Raw genomic sequence first — 23,427 nt, 5'->3', positions numbered from 1 at the left:
TGCTACATCTGTTCTTTAAATACATCAGAATCTAGTTCGTAGATTTTCATACCTTCGTCTTTTAAGGTTTGTTTAAATTCTTCTTCTTGTCCAGCTCTTGTAGTTGCTGCGAAATCTGCGGCTGCCGCCATGGATTCACGGACAAGTTGTTGGTCTTCTTCAGACAGTCCTTCAAATGTTCCTTTATTCATCATCGCCACTGCTGGCCAAACCATGTGATTAGTCACCGCTCCATATTTAACTACTTCATGATATTTATTGGTGATAGCTGCATCCAAGTCCATGTCCATTCCATCAATCACGCCTGTTTGAACGGCAGAATATACTTCCGGTAATGGAAGTCCCTCAGTAGAAGCACCAGAGAATTGATAGAAATCCTGCATTGGCGGACTAGGTGTAACACGCAGTTTTAGCCCCTCCATATCTGATGGGTTCTTCACTTCTTTATCTTTAAACAACATCACTCGTTGGCCGGCGAATAAATAGTCCAGACCAACTAAACCTTGCTTATCTATCGTATTGAGAATATTTTTTGCTACCTCTGAATCTCTTGCTTCATTTGCCGCATTTAAATCTTCAAACGCATAAGGAGTGAACCACGCAGCAAATGAAGGTTCCCTTGAGCTCATATATGCAGCTGTTATCAGACCAAAATCAACTGAGCCGGCAGCGATTTGTTCTACCATATCTGCTTCCGTTCCTAACTGACTCGATGGATAAATTTCTACTTTCATACGCCCTTCTGATCTCTTTTCGAGCTCTTCTTTAAATTTTTCTGCCCCCTTATGCCACATGTGACTCGGTGGAGTAATATGAGCTAATTTAAAGTTATAAGTTTTGCCCTTATTATCTTCAGATCCACTGCTTTTTTCTGATTCTCCAGAACCGCAAGCACTCAATACACCTAATACAAGAAGAAGACTCAACAAATTTAATCCCCATTTTTTCAAACTTTTCACTTTCATTTCCCCCTCATTCATTATTAAAGCGTTTTCAATTATTGAAAATCCAATGAATGCACTCTCTATAGTTGCAAGTGTAATCCTAACAGATTACTAGCTTCGAAATTTTTCCCTTGCTCGATAAGCTTTCTGATTCTAGTTGAGGAAATTACTGTTCCTTGCTCGCAACAAACAGGATTCAATGTGTTTACTTTAAAAAAATGCCTGAGAGTTTCCACATTGCCTTCTCTGCCATTACCAAATCTAAAATCGTTCCCAACAAATATTTCTTCCGGGTGGAAACTCATTAGAGTGTTTATAAATTGGGAAGAGGATTGTTTTAGGTACTCTTTATTGAAACTGGCTATCACGGCATAATCTACACCCAGAGACTCAATACGTTCCAACTTCTCATCCAATGTGGTAAGTATTTTAGCACCTTTGAAATAAGCACGAGGAGGTGGATCAAAAGTATACACTACGCTTGGTATACCTCTTTTTCTGCTTTCATGTACGACATGAGTAATCACAGATTGATGTCCCTTGTGTACACCGTCAAATGCCCCAATTGTTATAATCGACTGAGGCAATGTTAATGACTGACCATGAAGTGTTTGCACCATTAGCACCTCCAATAAATAATGTCCACAAATACTTCCTATTCTTTCAACGTCCCACCAACTGCCCAATTCCCCTTTGGAACTTCATTTATTAAAATTCTTACTTGTTCAGGCTTTGTTTCTAAACATTCACAAATTGAAAGAGTCAGAGATTTTACAAGCTCTTCTTTCACTTCGGGACTCCTGCCTTCGAGAATATGAAGATGAGCAATCGGCACCCTTATTCATCCTTCCCATTACACACATTAAAATCAATGTATCCAAGGGGACCAAAATCAACCTTCAAAGAGTCACCGTCATAAATATTGATCGCTTCGGTCAATCCTCCCGTTAAAATAACCATGCCTGCTTCAATTCCCAGGCCATCTCGATCCAACATTTTGGCTAATTCAATAATGGATTTGACAGGGTGCCCTAAAACAGCAGAACCAAGACCAGATTGAACTTTCTCTCCATTTCTAAACATGGAAACTTCCAGATTTTTAAGTGAATAGTTGAAAGGGGAATATGCTTGATCACTCAGCATAAAGCGAGATGAAGAGGCATTATCTGCCACTACATCCACTAACGTGAAAGAGAAATTCTTATATCGGCTATCAATAACCTCAACTGCAGGCATGATAAATTCTGTAGCACTCCAAACATCCCGAGGTGATAAGCGGCTTCCCTTTAAATCTTTCTTCATTACAAATGCAATTTCCGGCTCGACTCTCGGATGAATCAACCCTTGAAGAGAGAGAGAATTTTGATTGACCTCCATTGATTGAGTTAGTCTCCCATAAATTGGTTCATTCACACCAACCGATTGTTGTTTAGCGACACTCGTTAAACCCATTTTCCATCCAATTTTATGATCTCCCCTTTGAAGGGCACATTGTTCCCATAATTTCTGAATTTCATAGGATTCTTCGACCGTTAAGTTGGGATAAGCCAGTGTTATCTTATCCATCTCAATTCCTTTTATCTGATGAAAATCAATGTTTTTCGCTAATTCTTTTAAGTTCTGCGTTTTAGTCTCCATTTTTGGCTCCTTTCTACCTTACAGTAGCTTTCTTTGATAATTCGCTGGCGACGTCGACAATCATATCTTCTTGTCCTCCTACGACACCCCTTCTACCTAATTCCACTAAGATATCTCTTGGATCTACATTGAATTTCCTGGCCGCTTTTTGGGCATGAAGTAAGAAACTCGAATAGACACCTGCATAACCGAGAATTAAACTCCCTTTTGTAATTTCTTGTGGATTTTCTAATATGGGAGCTACAATATCCTCTGCCAAATCCATCATTTTATAATGATCAATTCCAGTCTCAATGTTCATGCGATCCAGTATCGAGATCAAGACTTCTGTTTGGGTATTTCCAGCACCTGCACCTAAACACCGGACACTCCCATCGACCCAGGTTGCTCCTTCTTCTATTGCTGCAAGTGTATTGGCCATCGCCAGAGAGAGATTATTATGGGCATGAAATCCTATATTTGAATGGACGCTTTGCTTTAATGCTTTCACTCTTTCCCTTACTTCATGAGGAAGCATGGCCCCTGCAGAATCTACAATATAAATGGTATCCGCTCCATAGCTTTCCATTAATTTCGCCTGCTGTATCAATTTTTCCATGGGTGCCATGTGAGCCATCATCAAGAAACCTACCGTTTCCATACCCAATTCCTTTGCCGTTTGGATATGTTGCTTTGACACATCAGCTTCTGTCACATGGGTAGCAATACGAGCGAGCCTTGCACCTGCTTGCTCTGCCTTTTTCAATTCATTAACCGTTCCTATTCCCGGTAAGAGCAGAACCCCTATCTTTGCTTGTCTGCATACCGAAACAGCAGCTGAAATCAAATCAAATTCATTTGTTTTTGAAAGCCCGTATTGTAGGGAGGAACCCCCTAATCCATCTCCATGGGAGACTTCAATATAAGGAATATTCGCTTCATCTAAGGCTTTTGCTACATTTATTACTTGATCCACTGTATAGCTGTGACCGATAGCATGACTACCGTCTCTTAAAGCTACCTCTGTCACAGTAATATCCCGATTTGGCACACTCATTCTCCTTTCGCATTTACTCTAGGTAAAGTATTATGCCTGCTGAGTCATTACATATTTAGCTAGTTCTTCCCCTACTTTCACTGCAGACGAAGTCATGATATCCAGGTTTCCGGCATAACTCGGTAAGTAGTCACCTGAGCCCTCAACTTCAAGGAAAACCGTCACTTTATTGTCTTCAAAAATAGGATCTGTTCGAAGGCGGTATCCAGGAACATATTCACTCACCCTCTTTACCATGTTTTTGATTGATTGAGTAATCTCTTTTTGAATCACATTTCCTTTTAACAAACAATAAACCGTGTCCCTCATTAAGATTGGAGGTTCAGCTGGATTAAGAATGATAATCGCTTTTCCATTTTCAGCTCCTCCAATCACTTCAAGACCTTTGGCTGTTGTTACTGTAAATTCATCAATATTAGCTCTTGTGCCCGGACCGGCACTTCTACTGGAAATTGTGGCTACAATTTCTGCATACTCCACTTCAGCTACTGAATTTATACTGTGCACGATGGGAATGGTCGCTTGCCCTCCACAAGTGATCATATTTACATTTTGTTCATGTAAATGCTCGTGTAAATTTACAGGTGGAACAACAAAGGGACCGATGGCAGCAGGTGTAAGATCAATCACTTTCTTACCGAGTTTTTTTAATATTTCAGCATGATGATGATGGGCTTTCGCAGATGTTGCATCAAATAATACATCTGCTAATTCATATTTTTCCAAGAACCCATCCAACCCATTTGAAAATGTTGAAAGACCATGTTCCTTTGCCATTCTTAACCCTTCTGAATTAGAGTCAATACCAATCATTGCCGTTAATTCCAATACATCTGATCGCAGCAATTTCTTCATTAAATCTGTACCTATATTCCCAGACCCGATTATGGCAACTTTCGTTTTCATTTCTTTTCCTCCTTACCTTTCAAAAGTACATGAAACCTTTCCCAGACCATCAAATACGGCAGAGAACTCATCACCGGGGTTTGCGTATACAGCTGCTGATAAAGCTCCTGATAAGATCAACTCCCCAGGTTCCAGAGTCAAATTAAACTCATGAAGTTTATTGGCAAGCCACGCTACACAATATGCCGGATCTCCCAGTGCTGCTGAACCCTTCCCAGTATTCATCAGTTCACCATTACGATAGAAGTTCATCCCTACTTCTTTTAAATTGACGTCCTCTATTGAAACAGGTCGATCTCCTAATACAAATAATCCTGTTGAAGCATTATCGGCAATCGTATCTTGTAATTTAATCTTCCAATCTGTAATTCTGCTATCAACAATTTCTAATGCAGGTAATACATAATCCGTAGCCTTCAATACATCTTCTGCAGTTACGTTAGGACCTCGTAATTCTTCTTTAAGGACAAAGGCGATTTCCCCCTCCACTCTGGGTTGAAGAACTTGAGGCTTCAACACTGTTCCATTGTTCTCAATCGCCATTTCATCAAGGAGGTGTCCATAATCCGGTTCGTCGACACCAAGTAGTTCCTGCATGGCGATGGATGTGAGACCAATTTTTTTGCCCACTATGGTTGCGCCCGTTTCGACTTTCCTGGCGATCGTTTTCAGTTGGATGTGATAGGCTTCATGAATGGTGATGGACGGTTTTAATTCTGTTAAAGGTTTACTCCCCACTCTATTTCTCTCAGCTTCTATAAGTTGATTTGAAAAGCTCTTGATCTCTTCACTCATCGTTTTCTCTAACATGAACAGCCCACCCTTCCTATAATTTAATCGTGATATTGGAAAGCTCACTATAAAATTCGAAACTATGCATGCCTCCCTCTCTGCCTATACCGCTTTGTTTCATACCTCCAAATGGAGTGCGCAGATCTCGCAAATACCAGGTGTTCACCCAAATGATTCCTGCTTCTATTTGGTGAGCTACCCGATGGGCTCTTCGTAAATCATTTGTCCAAATCGTCGTCCCTAATCCATAATGAGTATCGTTTGCTTGTTCAATGACTTCTTCTTCCGTTTCAAAAGGAATTACCGTCACAACAGGTCCAAATATTTCTTCACGAACACATGTTGCATCTTTATCAAGACCAACAATGATCGTCGGCATGATAAAATACCCTTTGTCTTCTTCCTGGAGTCGACTTCCCCCTGCAAGGATGGTTCCGCCTTCATCTCTCGCCGATTGTATGTAGCCCAACACTCGATCATAGTGTTCTTTACTTATTACTGCGCCAACTTTGGTTTCATCCCGGAATGGATCACCTACAGTGAGCTCTTTTGTTCTGGCAACGAACTTCTCTAAAAAGGATTCATATACCGAACTTTCAACATAAATTCTGGAACCACACAGACATACTTCCCCTTGATTCATAAAACTTGATTTAAGTGTCGTATCAATCACTTCATCCAGGTCGGAATCTGCAAAAATGATGTTAGGATTTTTCCCACCAAGTTCATATGATAGTTTCTTTAAAGATGGGGCAGCGGCTTTCATGATCGCGGTTCCTGTCTTGGTTTCCCCCGTGAACGTAACCGCATCAACGTCAGGATGTTCGGTAATGGCAGCCCCTGCTGAGCCAGGTCCAAAACCATGAACAAGATTCACTACCCCGTCTGGTACTCCTGCTTCTTTACATATTTCTGCCAGTACCGTAGCTGTCATGGGAGTCTGCTCAGCAGGCTTCATAACTGCTGTATTTCCAGCTGCAAGGCAAGGTGCCATCTTCCATGTAAGAAGTAATAATGGCAGATTCCAAGGATTGATCATGCCCACTACGCCAACCGGCCGGCGAATGGAGTAATGAAGGGCTTGTTGATCTTGCTGATATGCCTCTGTTCCCATAGAGGTCAGGTAGTCTGCAAAGAAATGGAAGTTATAGGCAGCTCTTGGAATATCGATTTCAAGTGCCATTTGATAAGGTTTCCCGGTATCCATGGATTCAAGTGCAGCCAATTCTTCTTTACGTTCAAGAATCAGGTCGCCAATACGTCTTAAAACGACAGAACGTTGGCTTGAAGTGAAGGTTTTCCAAGGTCCCTTTAAAGCGGTTTTCGCTGCTTTTACAGCTTCATCTACTTCCTTCTTCCCGCCTTCCGATACCCTTCCAATTATCTCCTCTGTAGCTGGATTCATATTTTCGAATGTTTTCATATCAAATGAATCTCTATATTCACCATTAATGAAATGTCTGCAATCTATTGGTCTAACTTTCTGATTGGATTTTTCTTTTAAATGCATTGAAAGTCCCCCCTGCTACTATTCACACGTTATTATTTTTGAAAAAAGGTGACATGCTTGTCACCTTTTTTCATTTCATTTATGTTAATGGGTCTTCAATTTCTACAATCATTTCAATTTCAATGGCTGTTCCTCCAGGCAATTGTGCCATCCCCACAGCTGACCTGGCGTGCTTACCTTTTTCACCAAAAACCTCTACTAATAAATCAGACGCACCATTCATTACTTTTGGCTGATCCGTAAATTTCTCTGTACAATTGACAAATCCTAATATTTTCACGATTCTCTTCACTCTAGAAAGTTCTCCAAGTTCATCCTTCAACACGTTTAATAGATTCATCATGGATTGACGGGCAGCCAGATAACCTTCCTGTACATCAAAGTCAGTGCCAATCTTTCCATGATACTCATCGACTCCTTGACCAGAAGTGAAAATCAGGTTGCCAACACGAACTCTACTAACATAATTCCCTACAACAGGGCGTACAGGAGAAAGCTTAAGTCCGAGACTTTGAAGTTTCTCCTCTGGTGTCATTAGTTTTTGTTCCATAGTCAGATTTTAACTCCTTTATATTTAAGAATCTCAACGCATTTTCACCTAACATCATTCGTCTTTGAACGTCTGTTAATTCATTCATTCCATCTATTACTCTCCCTGGTGGAATCTCTCTTAATAAAAATGGATAATCTGACCCCATCATTACTTTCTCATGACCAAATCGATCAATTAGATAGTTCACATTTAAAGAATCATAGTTTAAGGAGTCAAAATAGAAATTCTTCACATAATGACTTGGTGGATGCGTTGTTAATCGTAATTGCGGCCATACCTTCCACCCTTGATCCAGTCTTGGTAAAATGTACGGGAACGACCCTCCACCATGGGCAAAACAAATTTTTAAATTAGGAAATTTCTCTATCACACCGCTCCAAACAAGACTGGCAGCGGCAAGAGCTGTCTCACTCGGCATTCCGATGGTATACATAAAGTTATGTCGCGGTGTTCGATCCTTAGCCATCGTCTCCCACGGATGAATGAATAAAGGCACATTCCATCTCTCGGCCATCTCGAAAAACTCGAGGAATTCAGGTGCATCTAAATTTTCGCCATTTACATTTGTACCTATCTCAATTCCGTATAAATTTAATTCATTTATGCAACGATCAATTTCAGCTACTGCAGTTGCTGCATCCTGCATGGGAACAGTCCCTAAACCTACAAAACGGGAGGGATGCTCATGAACGGTTTTTGAAATAAAGTCATTTTGAATCCGTGCCATTTCAAGTGCAGCATCCTTATTTGCCCAGTAAGAGAACGTGACGGGAATGGGAGAAAGCACCTGAATGTCTACACCTTCTCTATCCATATCCTGTATTCTCTTTTCAGGACTCCATACTTGATCTGTCACTTCTCTAAATATCTTACCTTCTACTAAAATATTTGCTCCACACGCACAAGTTTGATGGAGGACCGGCCACTTCCCTCCATATTTTTCAGCAAAATCCGGGAGGTCTTTCGGAATGATATGGGTATGAAAATCTACTCTCATTTCCATTCCTCAGCTTCAGGCGGCATTTTATACCCACACTTTTCACATATGCGCAGATCTTCACTTGAATTAAAATGTTCTATCGCTTCTTTCACCTGTGTTTCAATATTTGTCAGTTGAACAGTGGCCCGGTGCATTTCATGGTCACATTTATCACAGAACCATACAAAGCTTTCAAGTTCTCCCTGGTCCCTTTTTCTTTCTAAAACAATTCCATAGGAATCTGCAACTCTATGAGGAGAGTGGGGTACATTTGCCGGCAGCATAAATATTTCGCCTTCCCCTACAGTTACCACTTCACGTTTTCCTTCATCATTAATGCACTCTACATATGCATTGCCTTTAATTTGATAGAAGAATTCATCAGATGGATCTACATGGAAATCACGACGTTTATTGGGACCTCCAAGTAACATGGCAATAAATTCAGAGTCTTCCCAAAGCACTTTATTGTTCACTGGCGGTTTCAATAAATCTTTGTTTTCTTCAATTGTTTTCAATAAATCCAGAACTCTTGTTTTTAAGAATGATTTTGATTGAGTAGTCATTTCATAACCTCCTGAATGATTGTAGGTGTCACAATACACTGCTTATATAACCGATATCTTTTGAAATTTTTTCAGCTGTATTTACCACATTTCTAATCATTTCATTACGATTGCTGCCATTCATATATGTGATTGGTCCAACCATATTAAGCGCAGCGATCGTTTGGCCCGTATATGATCGAATAGGCGCCGCTATACCATATAGCCCCAGTTCATTCTCATTATTGCTAATCGCAAACCCCTGGGCTTTTATTTGCTTTAATTCTTCTTTTAATTTTGAAATACAGGTAATTGTATTAGGTGCACGCTGTAAAAGTCCCTTGGCAATCGTAGGTTTAATCAGCGAAGGGTTATAAGCCAACAAAATTTTTCCCGTACTCGTACAATAAGCCGGTTTCGTTGCCCCGACATAAGTGGGTACTGGAAGTGATGTTTTTGATTTCACTTTTAACACGAATCGAACTTCTCCTGAATCGAACATACCAATATGGACCGTACCGTGAAACTTTCGTATGAGACTTTCACAAAATGGAGTCGCCTCACTATAAATATCCTGTTGATACATAACGTGATTGCTCCATTCTAATAGCTTCCAGCCTAATCGGTATTTTTTCCGGCTATCTTGAATAAGCATTCCCTCTTCACAAAGGGTCCGCACTAAATGATGGACAGTACTTGGATTCATTCTTAGTCTTTCGGCAATTTCATTATTGCCTAATGCCGGTTCGTCATTGGTAAATCAATTCAGAATTTTGGAAATCTTTTTCACAGAAGAAATCACTTATTATCCCCCTCATCCTACTATTGGCCGTTAGCACCAATTTAAGAACTTTGACAAATCTTGTTGAATTACCTGCTTGCAACAAATTAAAATAAAGCGCTTACATTTACGAGGTCGGTTGTCCTTGAAGGTCTTTTGAGCCTTTTAATGCCTCATCAACCATTTCAAAAGAGTGATTCCGTTTAAACCCTGCATAGAAACGACCCAGTCTTCTTAGAGGATCACCTGAATAATAACGCTCATATTGCAGTAGCCTCTGTCCAAATGCTTCACCACATAGATCCCATGCAAGTTTAAATAGTTGAACCCGTTCTTCTGACGTTACCCCTTCACGTCCTACATAATATTTCTGAACATCCTCCCGAAGTTCAGGCTGTTCAAAATCAGCAAATGTAGGTGACATCAACAATCCACCAGCACCGACAGTTTGCATCACCTCAATGGCGCGTGGATAGAGCTTAGGCAACATCCCACGAATGGTCTCAAGAGGTGTACCGGCAGGTCTCACTTCTCCGCTTGACGTCGTTTCAAATTCGTATTCTGCCACTCTTAATAGTGCGCGTACTGCTTCAACAGACTGCATAAGCTCCCCTAATTGTGTTTGAACGTTTAAATATCCGTCCACACCAATGGAATCTGCCACTCTTGCTGCTACTTCAGAAGCAAATTGCAGTTTTACCAATCCTCTTACCCCTGATTGATGAGCAGGCTGCTGGCCAATTCCAGTCTTCGGATATAATAGATTGGCAGCTTCAATATTCTGATTGATAAAAATACGGTCACTTGGAACAAATACATCATTAAAGACAAGTAATGCATCCATTTCTTCATATCTGGAAGCGAGTGGATGGTCTAATACAGATCGTCTTCCATCTTGCATCGGCTCCCTACAAACAATTCGCAGACCAGGTGTGTCTATAGGCAAAGCAAATGCGATGGCATGCTTTTCATCGCCCGGCTGAAACCCTGGGAAGGAATAAATGATCACTTCATCTGTTATTGGAGCAAGTGTAGCCAACATCTTGGCTCCTCTTACGATAAAACCATCAGGTCTTTCTTCAACAACCCCTAGATGTGTAAACTCCTTTTCCTGTTCATGAGAGGTTTTGCTGCGGTCATTTTGAGGATTAATGATGGCATGAGTCAAGAATAAGTCGTTGGCCCGAATATATTCGTAGTAGTTCACCATATTCTTTGCCCATTCCGGATTGTATTGTTCCAGAAACCACTTATTGCTGGCCATTGCAGTAATCGTTACATTAAGAAAATCCGGTGTTCTTCCCATAAGCCCAAAGGTTGCTTTAGCCCAAACTTCAAAAAGCTTGCTTCTCGCTTTTAAATCTTCATATGATTTAGGGACTTTAAATGCGTGGGAATATCGCTCACCTGCTTCTTCACATATGTAGGTGATTTCCTCTTTGTATTTTGGATCATTTTGAATATCGTAGAGATTTGCAATTTCATGGATTGGCCGGCGGAATACTTCTTCCTCATAAACGTCCTCTACTTTCTTTCCTCCTAGCCAAACTTCTGGTTGTCGAGATTTCAAACCTTCTATATACTGGGCACCAGTACGAATTGTCATTTTAACATCCCCCTTTACTACTATTTTTTTACGTAGTTGTCGATTGAATTTGTTTCTAAGAACTTACCTTGGAAAAAGACTAAACTATTACCTTCTTCGTAATGGTAATTTTGAACTTCACCAACAAATAGAACATGGTCTCCGCCTTCATATTCCTTCCAGGGGCTGCATTCAATTGTAGCTAATGAACCTTTAATAAGTGGACCACATTCGGTATCTTCCCATTCGATTTGCAATCCTTGTTGTTCTTTTCCGGCAAATTGCCAGGCCACAGCTTCCTGACCAGCCGCCAATATATTAATAACAAAAGGCTTTTCTTTCATTCTTTCGTAGGCTTTGGCTTTTTTATCAATAGATACCAATACTAATGGAGGATCCAAAGAAACAGACGTAAACGAATTTACCGTAATGCCATGATTCTGATTGTTATCACCTCTCCACGTAACAACAGTTACTCCCGTGGCAAACTTACCAAAACAATTTCTTAAATCACGAATATCCATTTTACATGCCACCTCCTCATTTCTTAATCTGACTCCATACTATAGCTTTATAAAAGATAAAACTTATGATAATTTCATAATGTGAAATATTTACGAAATTTTTTAAAAAATCTGATATTTTTTGCGGTATTTTTCAAACAAAAAAATAACCCTCCTCATTAAAGGAGAGTTATTAATCGTTAATACACCAAATCCACAAATTCATCCTTCGTCACATTCCCGAAATAGTGTTGAATATCAACGCCCTCTAAAGCTCCGGCAATGTCTTTTCGTTCATAGCGTGTGCCTGTTAGTTTTTCTTCAATGTCTTCTACATTCCCGACTCCGAAGAAATCACCAAAAATTTTACAGTTATCGATTTTCCCTTTGTTCACTTCCAGACGGACGTCAATGGATCCGACCGGGAAGCGGTGAGAATGTTGGAGATTGAATTTCGGTGATTTACCGTAGTTCCAATCCCAGTTCTGATAGCGTTCTTTTGAAAGCTCTTGGATGTTCTTCCAGTCTTCTTCCGTCAGGACATATTCTTCTACGTCGCTTCCGTCGAAAATATAATCCAGAAGGGTTGAACGGAATTGTTCGATGGTCATTTTTTCTGACAGAAATTCAGAAATATTGGCCACACGGCTTCGGATCGACTTGATCCCTTTTGATTCAATCTTGTCCTTTTTCACCCGTAGAGCTGATACGACGTTTTCCATTTCGGAATCGAACAGCAGCGTTCCGTGGCTGAACATCCGACCCTTAGTGGAGAACTGGGCGTTTCCGGAAATCTTTCTGCCTTCTGCGATAATATCGTTACGTCCGCTAAGTTCCGCCTTCACCCCCAGCTTATGAAGGGCTGTTACAACAGGCTCAGTGAATTTTTTGAAGTTGTGGAAGCTCTCTCCGTCATCCTTCGTGATAAAGCTGAAGTTCAGGTTTCCTAAGTCGTGATAGACCGCTCCCCCACCAGAAAGGCGGCGAACGACATGAAGACCTTGCTTCTCCACATAGTCTGTATTAATCTCTTCGATCGTATTTTGGTTCTTCCCGATAATGATGGAAGGTTCATTTATATAAAATAATAAATAGCTTTCATTAATATCTAAGTTCTTCAGTGCATATTCTTCAATAGCAAGATTGACCCTCGGATCCGTGATCCCTTTATTATCGATAAATAACATCCTTTTTCCCCCTAAATATCTACTTTCATATCTTTTTTCGCTAACAGTACCTCGCCGTTATACATGGTTTTCGCTTCTGTTACCAAGGACTCCAGTTCACCGAAATGCGGTAAATGCGTCAGTATGAGCTTTCTTGCATTGGTTTTTTGAGCAAGATTTCCGGCGTCGAGACTCGTCATGTGACCAGCGTTCGAGGCATCCATCCCTCCATAGAAATTGCATTCACAGAGCAGTACATCTGCGTCTTTCCCAAATGAAACAAATGACTCTTTGAAAGCCGAGTCTGCTGTGTAGAACAACGATTTGCCGTCTGCTTCGATTCTCATTCCATAGCACGGCGCAGGGTGTCTGTTCTTCACAAATGTTACCGTGAAAGGGCCAATCGATAATGATGTATCTTCCTTATATTCATGGGCTTTCATTAAATCTTTATATGTAATCGTATCGTACCCCCGTTGATCTTCTTTATGGGCATACACAGGTAATGTACCTTTATTTTTCCCCAGGAAGTATTGAATCAATAAAGCGTGTTGTAGTACACCTATATCTGCTACATGATCTGGATGATAGTGGGACAGAAGGACCGCATCTAAATCGGTAGCCTCTACGTGATGTTGCAGATGGGACAGTACACCACTGCCACAGTCAATAAGCAGTTTGAAGCCATTATGCTCAAGTAAATACCCGGTGCTCGCTTCTCCTGCTTTCGGATAGCCGCCCCATTGTCCAATAACGGTTAGCTTCATTTTTGAACATCGCCTTTCACTTTAGTATGTACCCCTACTATACTTCATTGTGCCTATTTTTTCATTTTTTTCGCCTATTTTTGAATTAATCGTTGACGAAATACATACTGTTATAATACAATAAAATAAATTAACACATCAGTTATATAACACAAACAATTGATGGGTGAAAAAATTTACGGAGGGTGATTAACATGGTAAAAAATATTGTGGAGTTCTTTCGAAATTTGCCGCCTAAGTCTTGTGCACAATGTGGAGATACAATTGAGGAACAGCATGAATGCTACGGCATTTATTGCGAGAAATGTACGACTGATTACGAGTATTGATAATGAAGAATAAGGGGTAATAAAAAGGATGCTCTTCAAAGTGAAGAGCATCCTTTTTATGTTTATTGTACTTTCACTGTTTGCATTGTGTGTTCGTGAATTTCCTCACCTTTGGTCACGTGAACCTGTACATTGTATGTACCCTCTTCCGGGAAAGCATACGAACCATTATACTTACCTGCTTCATCTTCTGTTAGGTCGACCCACTCATGTTTCTCTTGACCTTCTTTATAAATTTCCAGACGCACTTCTGCTTTTTCCAGTGCCGCTTCTTCATTTTCCACATGAACGTTCATTTCTGCTTCTTCATTCATTTTAATCACATCAGGCTTCATAAGATGAATGGAAACAGAACTTTCGTGATGACCGTGGTGACCGTCTTCGCTTTCCTCTCCATGTTCCTCTGCCTCTACTTCGCCAATCGGAATTTCAGCTTTTGGCATGGTGTGCATATCACGGGCTGTTACATGGACTTGCACAGTATACATGCCGTCTTCTTCAAACGTCTTTTCAGCTTTGTATACTCCGCCTTTATCATGCTTAGCTTCGATCATTTCACTTTCTTCTTTATGACCATTTTTCCAAATCTCGTATTTCACTTCATCAGCGTCCTCGACGTTCTCATCACCTTGAGTGACTTTAGTCGAAAGAGAAACGGTTTCACCTTTTTCTCCTTTTTCAGGCACGTCTAACTTTGCTTCAATCGCTTCCAATTTCTCATCTTCTTTTGCTCCGTTATCTTCATTTGAATTACCACATGCTGCGATAAACAATGCGAGAAAGCCTACCAAAACAAACAAGCTTACCTTCTTCATCCAAAACTCTCCTTTAAACATTCTTCTTTTTTAAGTGTCTCACCATTATGTACTTCTCAACAATTAGTATACACTCTCATGCTTACGGATGGTTTGTCCATTTTATGAAGAAAAAAAGGGAAATGTGTGTGACATCTCCCTTTTTTTCCCTTAAGCTTCTACAGTTTTTGTATATTGTTTCTTGAACAGCCCTACAAAGAATACAGACGTCATTGCGACAAACACAACGAAGTATCCCAGCAGGATGAAGAGGTTCTGCCACATGAAGGCAAAGTCCCCGCTTGAAATGACTGCTTTAAATGCTGCCACTGAGTATGTCATTGGTAACAATGCACTGATCGGCTGCAGAGCAGTCGGGATTAATTCTAATGGGAATGTCCCTGCACTTGTAGTTAATTGAAGGATTAATATGATAATCGCTACAAAGCGTCCTGGATCACCTAAAATCGTTACAAGCATTTGGATGAGGGCAAGGAATGTAAGACTCGTAATGATCGTAGAAAGTAAGAATAATGGTACACTTTCCACTTCAAGACCTAACCCCAACAGCAAAATGCCTGCTGCAATCAATGATTGAATGATCCCTACTGCTGTAAGAACAGTGAATTTACCCATGAACCAGCTCATCCCACTTGATGGACGATTTGCTGGTTCTTTCAATGGATACACAATTGAAATTAATAGTGCTCCGACAAATAATCCGAGAGATAAGAAATAAGGAGCAAAACCAGTTCCATAGTTTGGAACATGATTGATTTTCTCATTTTTCACATCTACCGGGGCAGCCATCATATCGTACGTATCACCATTTGCTTTGACGCTATTGGCTTCTTTGGCCGCGTCTTTTAATTTCGTTTCATATTCCGTCGTTCCATCTGACAGTTTCGTTGAGCCTTCTGCTAATTCTGTTGACCCATCTGCAAGTTTCTTAGACCCGTCTGTTAATTGAGTGGAACCATTGTATACTCTGTTAAGACCTGTACTTAATTCATTTGCTCCTGAAGCAACACTTACTGTTCCTTGGTATACTTCACCAAGCTTATCATTTAATATGCCAAAGTTTTTTACAATTTCACCCTGACCTGCTTGAAGCTGATTGGATCCTTGATCAAGCTGGGCTGAGCCGGATACAAGCTGGTCGATTCCACCTTGTAGTTTCATTTGACCTTTATTTAATTCCCCTATTCCTCTAGCAAGAGAATTCGCTCCTTTTTGAAGCTCGGATGCACCCGTACTCAGTGCCCCGGTACCTGTTTGAAGACCGGTTGCCCCCTGCTTAATCTGATCGATTGCAGCCTGTAACTCATTCTGTTTTTCTTCTGGAAGGCTTCCCATAAATGGTGCCAGTTGTTCTTCAAGCTTTGTCGCCCCTGCTCCAATGGCTTGTGCTCCTGCTTTGGCACTATCCACTCCACCCTGGAGAGCACCGATTTTTTCTGCCAGGTTTTGTGATCCGGCGTGCAGTTTAGCTGTATTGTCCACTGCGCTATTTAGACCTGCATCCACCTGCTCTAAACCAGCCTTACTTTTATCGATTCCAGCTGCAAGTGCATCAATCCCTGATTGGACATCCTTTGTTCCTTCATACAATTGTTGTGATTTATCATTCATGACGCCGACACCGTCGGATAATTCTTTAGAACCCTCGGCAAGTTCAGCGGCACCTGCACGAGTTTTCGCCACACCGTCATTCATCTCAACATTCTTTTCGGCTAAAACGGCTAAATTATCCTTTAACTTATTGGCACCTTGAGATAAATCGATAGCCCCATTATTGATTTCGCCAGCTTTGTCACTGGCTGTCTGGTAGCCATCTCCCATTTCTTTAATTTTATCAAACATGGTCTCAGCGTATGTTTCAGAAACTGACTTCGAAAGGCTTGCTTTGATTTCTTTCATCGCTGTATCACCGATTTGAGCGGACAGGAAGTTAAAGCTTTCGTTCGGTACATATTTCAGAGAAAGTTTTTTAGGATTATCTTCTAATAATGTAGTTCCGTTTTCAGAGAAATCCTCCGGGATCTCAACGAGCATGTAATAATCCTGCTTTTCTAAATTTTTGTAGCCTTCTTCTTTATCGATAAAATGAAAGTCGAATTGATCGCTTTCCTTCAATTTATCTACTAGGTCATCACCAATATGCAATTCCTTCCCGTCAAACTCTGCTCCGTTGTCGCTGTTTACAACAGCCACAGGTAAGTCTGACAACTGTTCATATGGATCCCAAAATGCCCATAAGAACATACCACTGTACAAAACAGGGATGAAAAGAACGGCGAGAATCGGGATGAGAAGTTTCTTATTTTTGAAAATCGCTTTGAATTCTGAACCTACAAATGAATTCTTCATGTTTTTCCTCCAATTATTTTTTGATTTTGAATTATTGACCGATTAGTTCAAATAGTCATTTCAGTGCGAAAAATAAATGACTATTTTATTCATTTAGTCATTCTTTGCCAAAAATGAAGGACTATCGTTTCGATAACCCTTGAATTAAATATAGTTCAAAGAGATTGGCAATTTCATCTTTATCAAGTGGACCATGTGCCCGTTCCCAATCGAAAATAAGTGAAACGTACATCTTCAACATAACAAAGGCGGTCATTTCAGGATTACATGGCTTAATCGCTTCTGAGGCAATCGCTTTTTCAATTCGTTGACTCAAGAATTCGATGACCACTTCCTCCATGCGATCAATGACTTCTGATACAGCAGGAGTTCCCATTTCCCTGGCTTCTTGATAAAGCTTGATGGTCAGCTTATGCTCTTTCCTGAATTCAAGCATGCGGAACAATGCACGATGAACATTTTCTGAGAAGGTTTCCTGCGGATCAATCACTTCTTCCGCTTCCCGTTTCATTTCAATGATTAACGATGATACAATTTCATCAAACAATTCTTCCTTATTTTTAAAAAACGTATAAATCGTTCCTTTTCCCACATTCGCTAATTTTGCCACTTGATCCATCGTCGTGGCTTTATACCCAAACAATGAAAACGAATTTGTCGCAGCCTCCAGAACCTGTTTCTTTCGATCGATCGCCATGAACACACCCCTCAATTTGACCATTTGACCAAATTTGTAATTTAGTCACTTTGTTAACATTATTAAATTTATCACATCACTTGCCAATACACAAGTGATTTTTTCTTTTAGTATACCATTCATCTTTCATATAGAATAAGCCCTTCTGAATAGGCTATAAAGATAAGGTTTGTTAGGAGGTGTCTTATGAATATTTATGTTGTCAAAAGCGGGGATTCTCTCTGGTCGATCGCACAGAGATATGGCGTCGAAGTCAATCAAATTTCTTACGGAAATCAATTAAAAAACCCAAATATTCTCGTGATTGGACAAAGTCTTCTCATTCCGGAACCTTTAAAAGAATACATCGTGCAATCAGGGGACACTTTGTATAGCATTAGCCAAAAGTACAATATAAGTTTAAAAGAATTGATCGATTACAATCAGATTTCCGATCCTGCCATGCTATTCGTCGGTCAATTGATCGTTATGCCTTCCTTTATTCATAGAGTAAAGTCAGGTGAATCTCTCTATACCATGTCCTATAACTATAAAGTCCCATTGCAGGAAGTATTAAATGCCAATTCTATTGCGAATCCCTCTCTCATTTATCCAAACCAGCAAATCAGGATTCCAAACACGAAACTCACGACGGAAGTAAATGCCTATATTACCCGGACAGACAGTGAAGGAGTAGCAGAAGTGAACGGTTTGGGCAGCTATTTCACCTACCTGACTCCCTTTACGTATTCCATTACAAAAGACGGTTCGGTCACTGAGTTAAATGATCGTGCTCTTATTTCAGCCTCATACAGCCAAAACGTCGACCCTTTACTGGTTCTCACAAATTTTACAGGTGGAAAATTCGACTCTGATCTTGTCGCCACCATTCTAAGAAGTGAAACTCTGCAAAACACCTTAATCTCATCCATCTTAAAGAAAATGGAGTCGAAGGGCTATAAAGGTTTAAATTTTGATTTCGAATATGTTTTCCCCGAGGACCGGGAAAATTATAATACTTTCTTAAGAAGAACCGTTGCAGCACTAAAACCTAAAGGATACTCTGTGTCGACGGCCCTTGCACCTAAAATTAAAGGTGATCAAAAAGGACTTTTATATGAAGCCCATGACTATAAAGCACACGGAGAAATTGTCGACTTTGTAGTACTCATGACATACGAATGGGGATGGGCAGGCGGCAAACCCTGGGCGATTGCCCCGATCAATGAAGTGAAGAAAGTACTTGATTACGCCGTTACCGTCATCCCGAGAAACAAAATCATGATGGGCGCACCCCTCTACGGACGGGACTGGAAAGTTCCATGGGTCGACGGAACCTTCGCCAAAACGGTCTCCCCTCAAGGAGCTCTTGATCTCGCAAGCAAATATGGTGTAAGGATTCAATACAACGACGTTTATCAATCCCCTTATTTCACCTATTGGGATGAAACCGGCCAAAAGCATGAAGTCTGGTTTGAAGACGCACGAAGCATGCTCGCCAAACAGAAAACGGTGGATGAGTATAGACTGCGAGGTTTAAGTTACTGGGTTTTGGGATCTGCATTTCCTCAGAATTGGATGCTGCAGCATTCCAGGTATCGGGTTGTGAAGTGAGTGATGCACCTCCTGTTGTCTGCAGGAGGTGTCTTTACGGTGGTTCAGCTTGAAGAAAAATCCACTATTAGTTCCCCAATCTTTTTAGAATCAAAAAGACCGCCAACCCTGGCGGTCTCACGTATCCTATTCCAGATACTCCATTACTTTCGATACAGCCTTTTCCCCCTGTACGATACAGTCAGGAATACTTACTCCTTCATAAGAACTCCCGGCGATAAATAATCCAGGCAGACTTGCTTCAGCTTGTTCATACATACCCTGGATCCGTTCCCTGTGGCCTACTGTATATTGAGGCATGGAGTTCTTATAACGGGACACGATTGTAAACTCAGGTTCACCCTCTATATCCATGATCTTGCTCAGATCTTCAAGGACAATCTGCTCAATTTCATCATCAGATAAATCGACGATGGTTTCGTCACCGGATTTACCCAGGTAACATCGCAATAGTGCCTTTCCTTCCGGGGCAGTGTGTGGCCATTTTTTATGGGTCCAGGTTCCCGCCGTCAAGGAATAGTCACTGTTTCTTGATACAAGGAATTCCGTGCCGGCGATGTCTTTTTTGATGGCATCTTGTGCGAACCCCATTGCTACGGTTGCCACGGATGTAGCCGGCATTTCTTTTAAAAAGGTTAAAAAAGGATACGTGGGAAACATGGATTGTACTACATGATGAGGTGTGGTGACGATTACGCTGTCGGCTTCCAACTGCTCTCCGTTTGCGAAGGTAATCGTGTAAACATTGCTGTCTTCTTTTTCTATGCTGGTTACTTTCATGCTCTTGTATACAGTATACGGGTTCAATCCTGATTCCATGGCATCGATCAGAGATTGAAGTCCTCCTGTAAATGTCAGGAAGTTCCCTTTTTCATTCGAGTTTACAGATTGGCCTCTCTTTTTAATGCCTGCTATTAAACTACGATGTTTTTGTTCTAATTCATACAGTTGCGGGAAGGTTGACATTAGGCTTAATTGATCGATATCCCCGGCAAAGATGCCTGTTAAGAGAGGTTCAATTAAATGGTCAACAACTTCATCCCCCATTCTTCGTCGAAAGAATTTACCCAATGACTGGTCTTCCATTTCCTGTGATCGGGGAAGAACGAAATCAGCGGCAGCCCTCATTTTACCAGTCAACGAGAACAGACTGGTCGTAATGAAGGGAGCGATTTGGGTTGGAATACCTACGAGGGATCCCCCGGGTATAGGGTACAGATCACCGCCCGCTATCACATAGGAGGTGCCTTTACGGTTCCGAATGAGTGTGTCCTCGATGCCCAGCCGTTCCGCTAAGCGGGAAACTTCAGGTTTGCTGGCTAAACATGAATCCGGTCCCTTTTCGATCACATACCCGTCCCTTTTCAAGGTATGCACTTTTCCGCCGAGTCGATGGGTTGCTTCCACAAGCTTCACCTCGATGGGAAGGTATTTATCTTTTATTTCCTGTTGCAGGTAGTACGCAGTCGTTAATCCGGTGATCCCTCCACCTATGATCACGACTCTTTTATTTTGTTGTCCCAACACGTTCATCGCCTTCTTTAACAATATATCTTATTGAACAATAGAGAAGGACTAAAGCGGTGAGAGTGAACTCATATGCTTCAGTCCTTCCTTTGTTTCAGCCAAAAACGAGAAATTATTTAAGGTGTTTTAACACGACATCTGCCATTGCATCGATGAATTCAGGTTTGGCATTCGGCATTTCCGGACGATAGTACGAAGCTCCAATATCATCTGTTACAACTTTACATTCATAATCGTTGTCATATAGAACTTCAAGATGATCGGATACGAAGCCTACAGGCGTATAGACGAATGTCTTGTATCCATTTTCTTTATAAAGGTCACGGGTTAAATCCTGAACGTCAGGACCTAACCATGGATCAGGAGTGTTTCCTTCACTTTGCCAGCCTACTGCATATTCCTTCACCCCTGCGCCATCTGCAATCATCTTAGCTGTTTCCTCTAATTGCATTGGATATGGATCGCCTGATTGCAGGATGCGTTCGGGCAGGCTGTGAGCAGATACGATCAGGACAGCATTGCTACGCTCTTCTTCCGACATGCTTGCATAGGTTTCCTTCACTCTGTCAATCCAATACTGAATGAATTTAGGCTCATCATACCAGCTTTCAACGGATGTAATGTGAGGCCCGCCCAGCTTTTCTGCTGTTTCCTTCGCGCGTCCATTGTAGGATTTAACACTGAACGTCGAAAAATGAGGGGCAAGTACAATCGAAACGGCTTCTTGAATGCCGTCTTTATGCATCTGTTCAACAGCATCTTCCACGAAAGGTTCGATATGCTTCAGACCAAGATACATTTTAAACTCCATGTCATCCTGAATGCTGTTTAAATGTTCTTCAAGACTCTTCGCTTGATCCAGGGTGATTTTTGCCAGTGGAGAAATCCCACCAATGGCTTCATAGCGCCCTCGGAGGTCTTCCAGCAGTTCAGCAGAGGGAGCTCTTCCATGTCGGATGTGAGTATAGTAGCGTTCCAAATCTTCTTCTTTATATGGAGTTCCATAGGCCATCACCAATAGACCCATTTTCTTCTTTGTCATACCATTTCACCTCATTATCAGTATCATACATTCCATTATTGTGCCATGTTTCTTCATATGAATCCATGGTTGCACACGTATGAATGTGCTCTACCTGGCACTGTAATCATGTACGAAAGCTGCCAGACGCTTTAATGTGTCCGGATTAACTTGCGGGAATACCCCGTGTCCTAAGTTAAAGATGTGGGAAGGAAGCTCCATTCCCTGATCAAGGATCTCTTTGGCTCTTTCTTCGATCACTTCCCAAGGAGCTAACAGAATCGCAGGATCCAGATTTCCCATTACCGTTTTGGAAATGCCTCTTGCTCTTGCTTCATTAATCGGCAGGCGCCAATCTAATCCGACTACATCAAGAGGAAGGTCATGCCATTCATTCGCCAAGTGACTTGCACCAACACCAAACATGATCAATGGTACGTTCTCTTCCTTCAATTCTGTAAAGATCTTCTCCATGACCGGCTTAATAAATGTACGATAATCTTGTATATTCAATGCCCCGACCCATGAGTCGAAAATTTGAAAAGCAGACGCACCTGCTTTGATTTGAGCTTTCGCATACGTCACTGTCATAACTGCCAGTTTATCCATTAAAGCAAACCAGGCTTGTGGCTCTGCATACATGAACGCTTTTGTTTTATTATAGTTTTTCGATGGGCCGCCTTCAATCATGTAGCTTGCCATTGTAAAAGGTGCACCTGCAAAACCGATCAACGGCACGGACAATTGCTCAACAGTCAATAATTTAATGGTATCTAATACGTAAGGAACATCATTTTCGGGATCGATTTCTCCAAGCTTTTCAACATCCGCTGTCGTACGAATCGGGTTATCGATCACGGGGCCGATTCCTGATTTGATTTCTACATCCACTCCTATAGAAGGAAGTGGTGACATAATGTCTTTATATAGGATCGCTGCATCGACATCATATTGTTCCACCGGCAGCCTTGTCACATATGCGCAAAGCTCAGGTTGGTGTGTAATTTCAAACAGAGAATACTTCTCTTTGATTTTGCGGTATTCAGGTTGTGAACGCCCAGCTTGTCTCATATACCAAACCGGAGTATAGTCCGTCTTCTCTCCCTTTGCTGCTCGTAAAAATGTATCATTCATTTGTTTCATACCTTTGTTCGTCCACCTTTCTATGTAACTCCATTATTCCATTGTATACTAATTTGAGTAGATTCTAAAATTGTACTATTTTCAATCGGTTCTTTCGTAAAGTTTGGTGATTTTAAAGAAGATAGTAGTAGTTGATTTCCGCTACAGATGCTCGCTTTCCGCGGGGCGGGCGGTGAGCATCCTCGGCTTCGCCTGCGGGGTCTCACCTGTCCCGCTTTCCCCGCAGGAGTCGAGCACCTTCCGCTCCA

The 23,427-nt window shown here is 41.2% G+C and carries 23 protein-coding genes and 1 pseudogene; 2 read left to right on the top strand and 22 right to left on the bottom strand.

The annotated features are described in order from the left end of the window. Positions 1 to 2: 2 nt before the first annotated feature. The 16 genes and pseudogenes from FZC88_RS00985 to FZC88_RS00910 form a co-directional block, all read right to left on the bottom strand. Positions 3 to 965 (bottom strand): TRAP transporter substrate-binding protein, encoded by a 963-nt coding sequence (locus FZC88_RS00985; protein ID WP_262371589.1) that lies wholly within the window; start codon positions 963 to 965, stop codon positions 3 to 5. Between the two features lie 59 nt (positions 966 to 1,024). Continuing rightward, positions 1,025 to 1,564 carry an FAD synthetase family protein gene (locus FZC88_RS00980; protein WP_148993332.1) on the bottom strand — a complete coding sequence of 180 codons (540 nt, stop codon included), beginning with the start codon at positions 1,562 to 1,564 and terminating at the stop codon, positions 1,025 to 1,027. Between the two features lie 35 nt (positions 1,565 to 1,599). Beyond that, a complete protein-coding gene (locus FZC88_RS00975) occupies positions 1,600 to 1,779 on the bottom strand; it encodes a tautomerase family protein (RefSeq protein ID WP_148968378.1) in 180 nt (59 codons plus the stop codon). Between the two features lie 2 nt (positions 1,780 to 1,781). Next, complete coding sequence (locus FZC88_RS00970; RefSeq protein ID WP_222928926.1) at positions 1,782 to 2,582, bottom strand: 2-keto-4-pentenoate hydratase; 801 nt, start codon at positions 2,580 to 2,582, stop codon at positions 1,782 to 1,784. A gap of 13 nt (positions 2,583 to 2,595) precedes the next feature. Then, positions 2,596 to 3,612 (bottom strand): 4-hydroxy-2-oxovalerate aldolase, encoded by a 1,017-nt coding sequence (gene dmpG / locus FZC88_RS00965; protein ID WP_262371587.1) that lies wholly within the window; start codon positions 3,610 to 3,612, stop codon positions 2,596 to 2,598. A 36-nt stretch (positions 3,613 to 3,648) separates the two neighbouring features. Then, positions 3,649 to 4,524, bottom strand: coding sequence for an acetaldehyde dehydrogenase (acetylating) (locus FZC88_RS00960; protein WP_148993330.1), 876 nt, complete (start codon positions 4,522 to 4,524; stop codon positions 3,649 to 3,651). A gap of 12 nt (positions 4,525 to 4,536) precedes the next feature. Next, the gene (locus tag FZC88_RS00955) at positions 4,537 to 5,319 is read right to left on the bottom strand and encodes a 2-keto-4-pentenoate hydratase (protein ID WP_148994250.1); all 783 of its coding nucleotides are present in this window, start codon (positions 5,317 to 5,319) and stop codon (positions 4,537 to 4,539) included. Positions 5,320 to 5,350: 31 nt separating this feature from the next. Further along, complete coding sequence (locus tag FZC88_RS00950) at positions 5,351 to 6,826, bottom strand: aldehyde dehydrogenase (protein ID WP_148993329.1); 1,476 nt, start codon at positions 6,824 to 6,826, stop codon at positions 5,351 to 5,353. Between the two features lie 79 nt (positions 6,827 to 6,905). Continuing rightward, positions 6,906 to 7,376: a RidA family protein gene (locus FZC88_RS00945; RefSeq protein ID WP_148968374.1), complete on the bottom strand. Its 471-nt coding sequence runs from the start codon at positions 7,374 to 7,376 to the stop codon at positions 6,906 to 6,908. Next, positions 7,324 to 8,382 (bottom strand): amidohydrolase family protein, encoded by a 1,059-nt coding sequence (locus FZC88_RS00940; RefSeq protein WP_148993328.1) that lies wholly within the window; start codon positions 8,380 to 8,382, stop codon positions 7,324 to 7,326. Before FZC88_RS00940 ends, FZC88_RS00945 begins: the two co-directional genes overlap by 53 nt. Beyond that, positions 8,373 to 8,924, bottom strand: a complete 552-nt coding sequence (locus FZC88_RS00935; protein WP_148968372.1) for a 3-hydroxyanthranilate 3,4-dioxygenase — start codon at positions 8,922 to 8,924, stop codon at positions 8,373 to 8,375. Before FZC88_RS00935 ends, FZC88_RS00940 begins: the two co-directional genes overlap by 10 nt. A 28-nt stretch (positions 8,925 to 8,952) precedes the next feature. Continuing rightward, positions 8,953 to 9,705: pseudogene (locus FZC88_RS00930) on the bottom strand (IclR family transcriptional regulator). A gap of 106 nt (positions 9,706 to 9,811) precedes the next feature. Further along, positions 9,812 to 11,290 (bottom strand): 4-hydroxyphenylacetate 3-hydroxylase family protein, encoded by a 1,479-nt coding sequence (locus tag FZC88_RS00925; RefSeq protein WP_148993327.1) that lies wholly within the window; start codon positions 11,288 to 11,290, stop codon positions 9,812 to 9,814. Positions 11,291 to 11,310: 20 nt separating this feature from the next. After that, the gene (locus tag FZC88_RS00920) at positions 11,311 to 11,793 is read right to left on the bottom strand and encodes a flavin reductase family protein (RefSeq protein WP_148993326.1); all 483 of its coding nucleotides are present in this window, start codon (positions 11,791 to 11,793) and stop codon (positions 11,311 to 11,313) included. Positions 11,794 to 11,972: 179 nt separating this feature from the next. Beyond that, a complete protein-coding gene (locus FZC88_RS00915) occupies positions 11,973 to 12,959 on the bottom strand; it encodes a lipoate--protein ligase (protein WP_148993325.1) in 987 nt (328 codons plus the stop codon). An 11-nt stretch (positions 12,960 to 12,970) separates the two neighbouring features. After that, a complete protein-coding gene (locus FZC88_RS00910; protein ID WP_148993324.1) occupies positions 12,971 to 13,705 on the bottom strand; it encodes an MBL fold metallo-hydrolase in 735 nt (244 codons plus the stop codon). A gap of 194 nt (positions 13,706 to 13,899) precedes the next feature. Here FZC88_RS00910 and yhfH point away from each other — a divergent pair, with 194 nt between their 5' ends. Continuing rightward, positions 13,900 to 14,034, top strand: coding sequence for a protein YhfH (yhfH, locus tag FZC88_RS00905; RefSeq protein ID WP_079533738.1), 135 nt, complete (start codon positions 13,900 to 13,902; stop codon positions 14,032 to 14,034). 62 nt (positions 14,035 to 14,096) lie between these two features. On the opposite strand, the gene FZC88_RS00900 is transcribed toward yhfH, so the two are convergent. The 3 genes from FZC88_RS00900 to FZC88_RS00890 all read right to left on the bottom strand — a co-directional run bounded on the left by FZC88_RS00900 (position 14,097) and on the right by FZC88_RS00890 (position 17,895). Next, complete coding sequence (locus FZC88_RS00900) at positions 14,097 to 14,849, bottom strand: FixH family protein (protein WP_148993323.1); 753 nt, start codon at positions 14,847 to 14,849, stop codon at positions 14,097 to 14,099. 150 nt (positions 14,850 to 14,999) lie between these two features. Then, on the bottom strand, positions 15,000 to 17,198 hold the full coding sequence (locus tag FZC88_RS00895; RefSeq protein WP_148993322.1) for a YhgE/Pip domain-containing protein: 2,199 nt from the start codon (positions 17,196 to 17,198) through the stop codon (positions 15,000 to 15,002). Between the two features lie 121 nt (positions 17,199 to 17,319). Continuing rightward, positions 17,320 to 17,895, bottom strand: a complete 576-nt coding sequence (locus FZC88_RS00890; RefSeq protein ID WP_148968364.1) for a TetR/AcrR family transcriptional regulator — start codon at positions 17,893 to 17,895, stop codon at positions 17,320 to 17,322. A 186-nt stretch (positions 17,896 to 18,081) separates the two neighbouring features. Between FZC88_RS00890 and FZC88_RS00885 the strand changes: the two genes are divergently transcribed. Next, complete coding sequence (locus FZC88_RS00885) at positions 18,082 to 19,488, top strand: LysM peptidoglycan-binding domain-containing protein (RefSeq protein WP_148993321.1); 1,407 nt, start codon at positions 18,082 to 18,084, stop codon at positions 19,486 to 19,488. A 126-nt stretch (positions 19,489 to 19,614) separates the two neighbouring features. Here FZC88_RS00885 and hemY read toward each other — a convergent pair whose 3' ends face one another. From hemY to hemE, 3 genes are all read right to left on the bottom strand, one after another. After that, entirely contained in the window at positions 19,615 to 21,012 is a 1,398-nt protein-coding gene (gene hemY, locus FZC88_RS00880; protein ID WP_148994249.1) for a protoporphyrinogen oxidase, read from the bottom strand. Between the two features lie 115 nt (positions 21,013 to 21,127). Continuing rightward, positions 21,128 to 22,057 (bottom strand): ferrochelatase, encoded by a 930-nt coding sequence (hemH, locus tag FZC88_RS00875; protein WP_148993320.1) that lies wholly within the window; start codon positions 22,055 to 22,057, stop codon positions 21,128 to 21,130. Positions 22,058 to 22,147: 90 nt separating this feature from the next. Beyond that, the gene (hemE, locus tag FZC88_RS00870) at positions 22,148 to 23,179 is read right to left on the bottom strand and encodes a uroporphyrinogen decarboxylase (RefSeq protein WP_148993319.1); all 1,032 of its coding nucleotides are present in this window, start codon (positions 23,177 to 23,179) and stop codon (positions 22,148 to 22,150) included. Between the last annotated feature and the right edge of the window lie 248 nt (positions 23,180 to 23,427).

The sequence above is a fragment of the Rossellomorea aquimaris genome, from assembly GCF_008180865.1.
Lineage (GTDB): Bacteria > Bacillota > Bacilli > Bacillales > Bacillaceae_B > Rossellomorea > Rossellomorea yichunensis.
Note: the sequence above shows the minus strand (reverse complement) of the source record. Positions and strands in the feature narration are given on the sequence as shown.

What these genes read in the sequence shown, in the direction of transcription:
- FZC88_RS00915 (WP_148993325.1), bottom strand. Translation starts at nt 12,959, where the DNA reads ATGTTATTTATCGATAATAAAGGGATCACGGATCCGAGGGTCAATCTT.
- FZC88_RS00900 (WP_148993323.1), bottom strand. Translation starts at nt 14,849, where the DNA reads ATGAAGAAGGTAAGCTTGTTTGTTTTGGTAGGCTTTCTCGCATTGTTT.
- FZC88_RS00895 (WP_148993322.1), bottom strand. Translation starts at nt 17,198, where the DNA reads ATGAAGAATTCATTTGTAGGTTCAGAATTCAAAGCGATTTTCAAAAAT.
- FZC88_RS00985 (WP_262371589.1), bottom strand. Translation starts at nt 965, where the DNA reads ATGAAAGTGAAAAGTTTGAAAAAATGGGGATTAAATTTGTTGAGTCTT.
- FZC88_RS00910 (WP_148993324.1), bottom strand. Translation starts at nt 13,705, where the DNA reads ATGAAGCTAACCGTTATTGGACAATGGGGCGGCTATCCGAAAGCAGGA.
- FZC88_RS00935 (WP_148968372.1), bottom strand. Translation starts at nt 8,924, where the DNA reads ATGACTACTCAATCAAAATCATTCTTAAAAACAAGAGTTCTGGATTTA.
- FZC88_RS00925 (WP_148993327.1), bottom strand. Translation starts at nt 11,290, where the DNA reads ATGACAATTCGTACTGGTGCCCAGTATATAGAAGGTTTGAAATCTCGA.
- FZC88_RS00960 (WP_148993330.1), bottom strand. Translation starts at nt 4,524, where the DNA reads ATGAAAACGAAAGTTGCCATAATCGGGTCTGGGAATATAGGTACAGAT.
- hemE (WP_148993319.1), bottom strand. Translation starts at nt 23,179, where the DNA reads ATGAAACAAATGAATGATACATTTTTACGAGCAGCAAAGGGAGAGAAG.
- yhfH (WP_079533738.1), top strand. Translation starts at nt 13,900, where the DNA reads ATGGTAAAAAATATTGTGGAGTTCTTTCGAAATTTGCCGCCTAAGTCT.
- hemH (WP_148993320.1), bottom strand. Translation starts at nt 22,057, where the DNA reads ATGACAAAGAAGAAAATGGGTCTATTGGTGATGGCCTATGGAACTCCA.
- FZC88_RS00945 (WP_148968374.1), bottom strand. Translation starts at nt 7,376, where the DNA reads ATGGAACAAAAACTAATGACACCAGAGGAGAAACTTCAAAGTCTCGGA.
- FZC88_RS00885 (WP_148993321.1), top strand. Translation starts at nt 18,082, where the DNA reads ATGAATATTTATGTTGTCAAAAGCGGGGATTCTCTCTGGTCGATCGCA.
- FZC88_RS00940 (WP_148993328.1), bottom strand. Translation starts at nt 8,382, where the DNA reads ATGGAAATGAGAGTAGATTTTCATACCCATATCATTCCGAAAGACCTC.
- FZC88_RS00970 (WP_222928926.1), bottom strand. Translation starts at nt 2,582, where the DNA reads ATGGAGACTAAAACGCAGAACTTAAAAGAATTAGCGAAAAACATTGAT.
- FZC88_RS00920 (WP_148993326.1), bottom strand. Translation starts at nt 11,793, where the DNA reads ATGGATATTCGTGATTTAAGAAATTGTTTTGGTAAGTTTGCCACGGGA.
- FZC88_RS00890 (WP_148968364.1), bottom strand. Translation starts at nt 17,895, where the DNA reads ATGGCGATCGATCGAAAGAAACAGGTTCTGGAGGCTGCGACAAATTCG.
- FZC88_RS00955 (WP_148994250.1), bottom strand. Translation starts at nt 5,319, where the DNA reads ATGAGTGAAGAGATCAAGAGCTTTTCAAATCAACTTATAGAAGCTGAG.
- FZC88_RS00950 (WP_148993329.1), bottom strand. Translation starts at nt 6,826, where the DNA reads ATGCATTTAAAAGAAAAATCCAATCAGAAAGTTAGACCAATAGATTGC.
- FZC88_RS00980 (WP_148993332.1), bottom strand. Translation starts at nt 1,564, where the DNA reads ATGGTGCAAACACTTCATGGTCAGTCATTAACATTGCCTCAGTCGATT.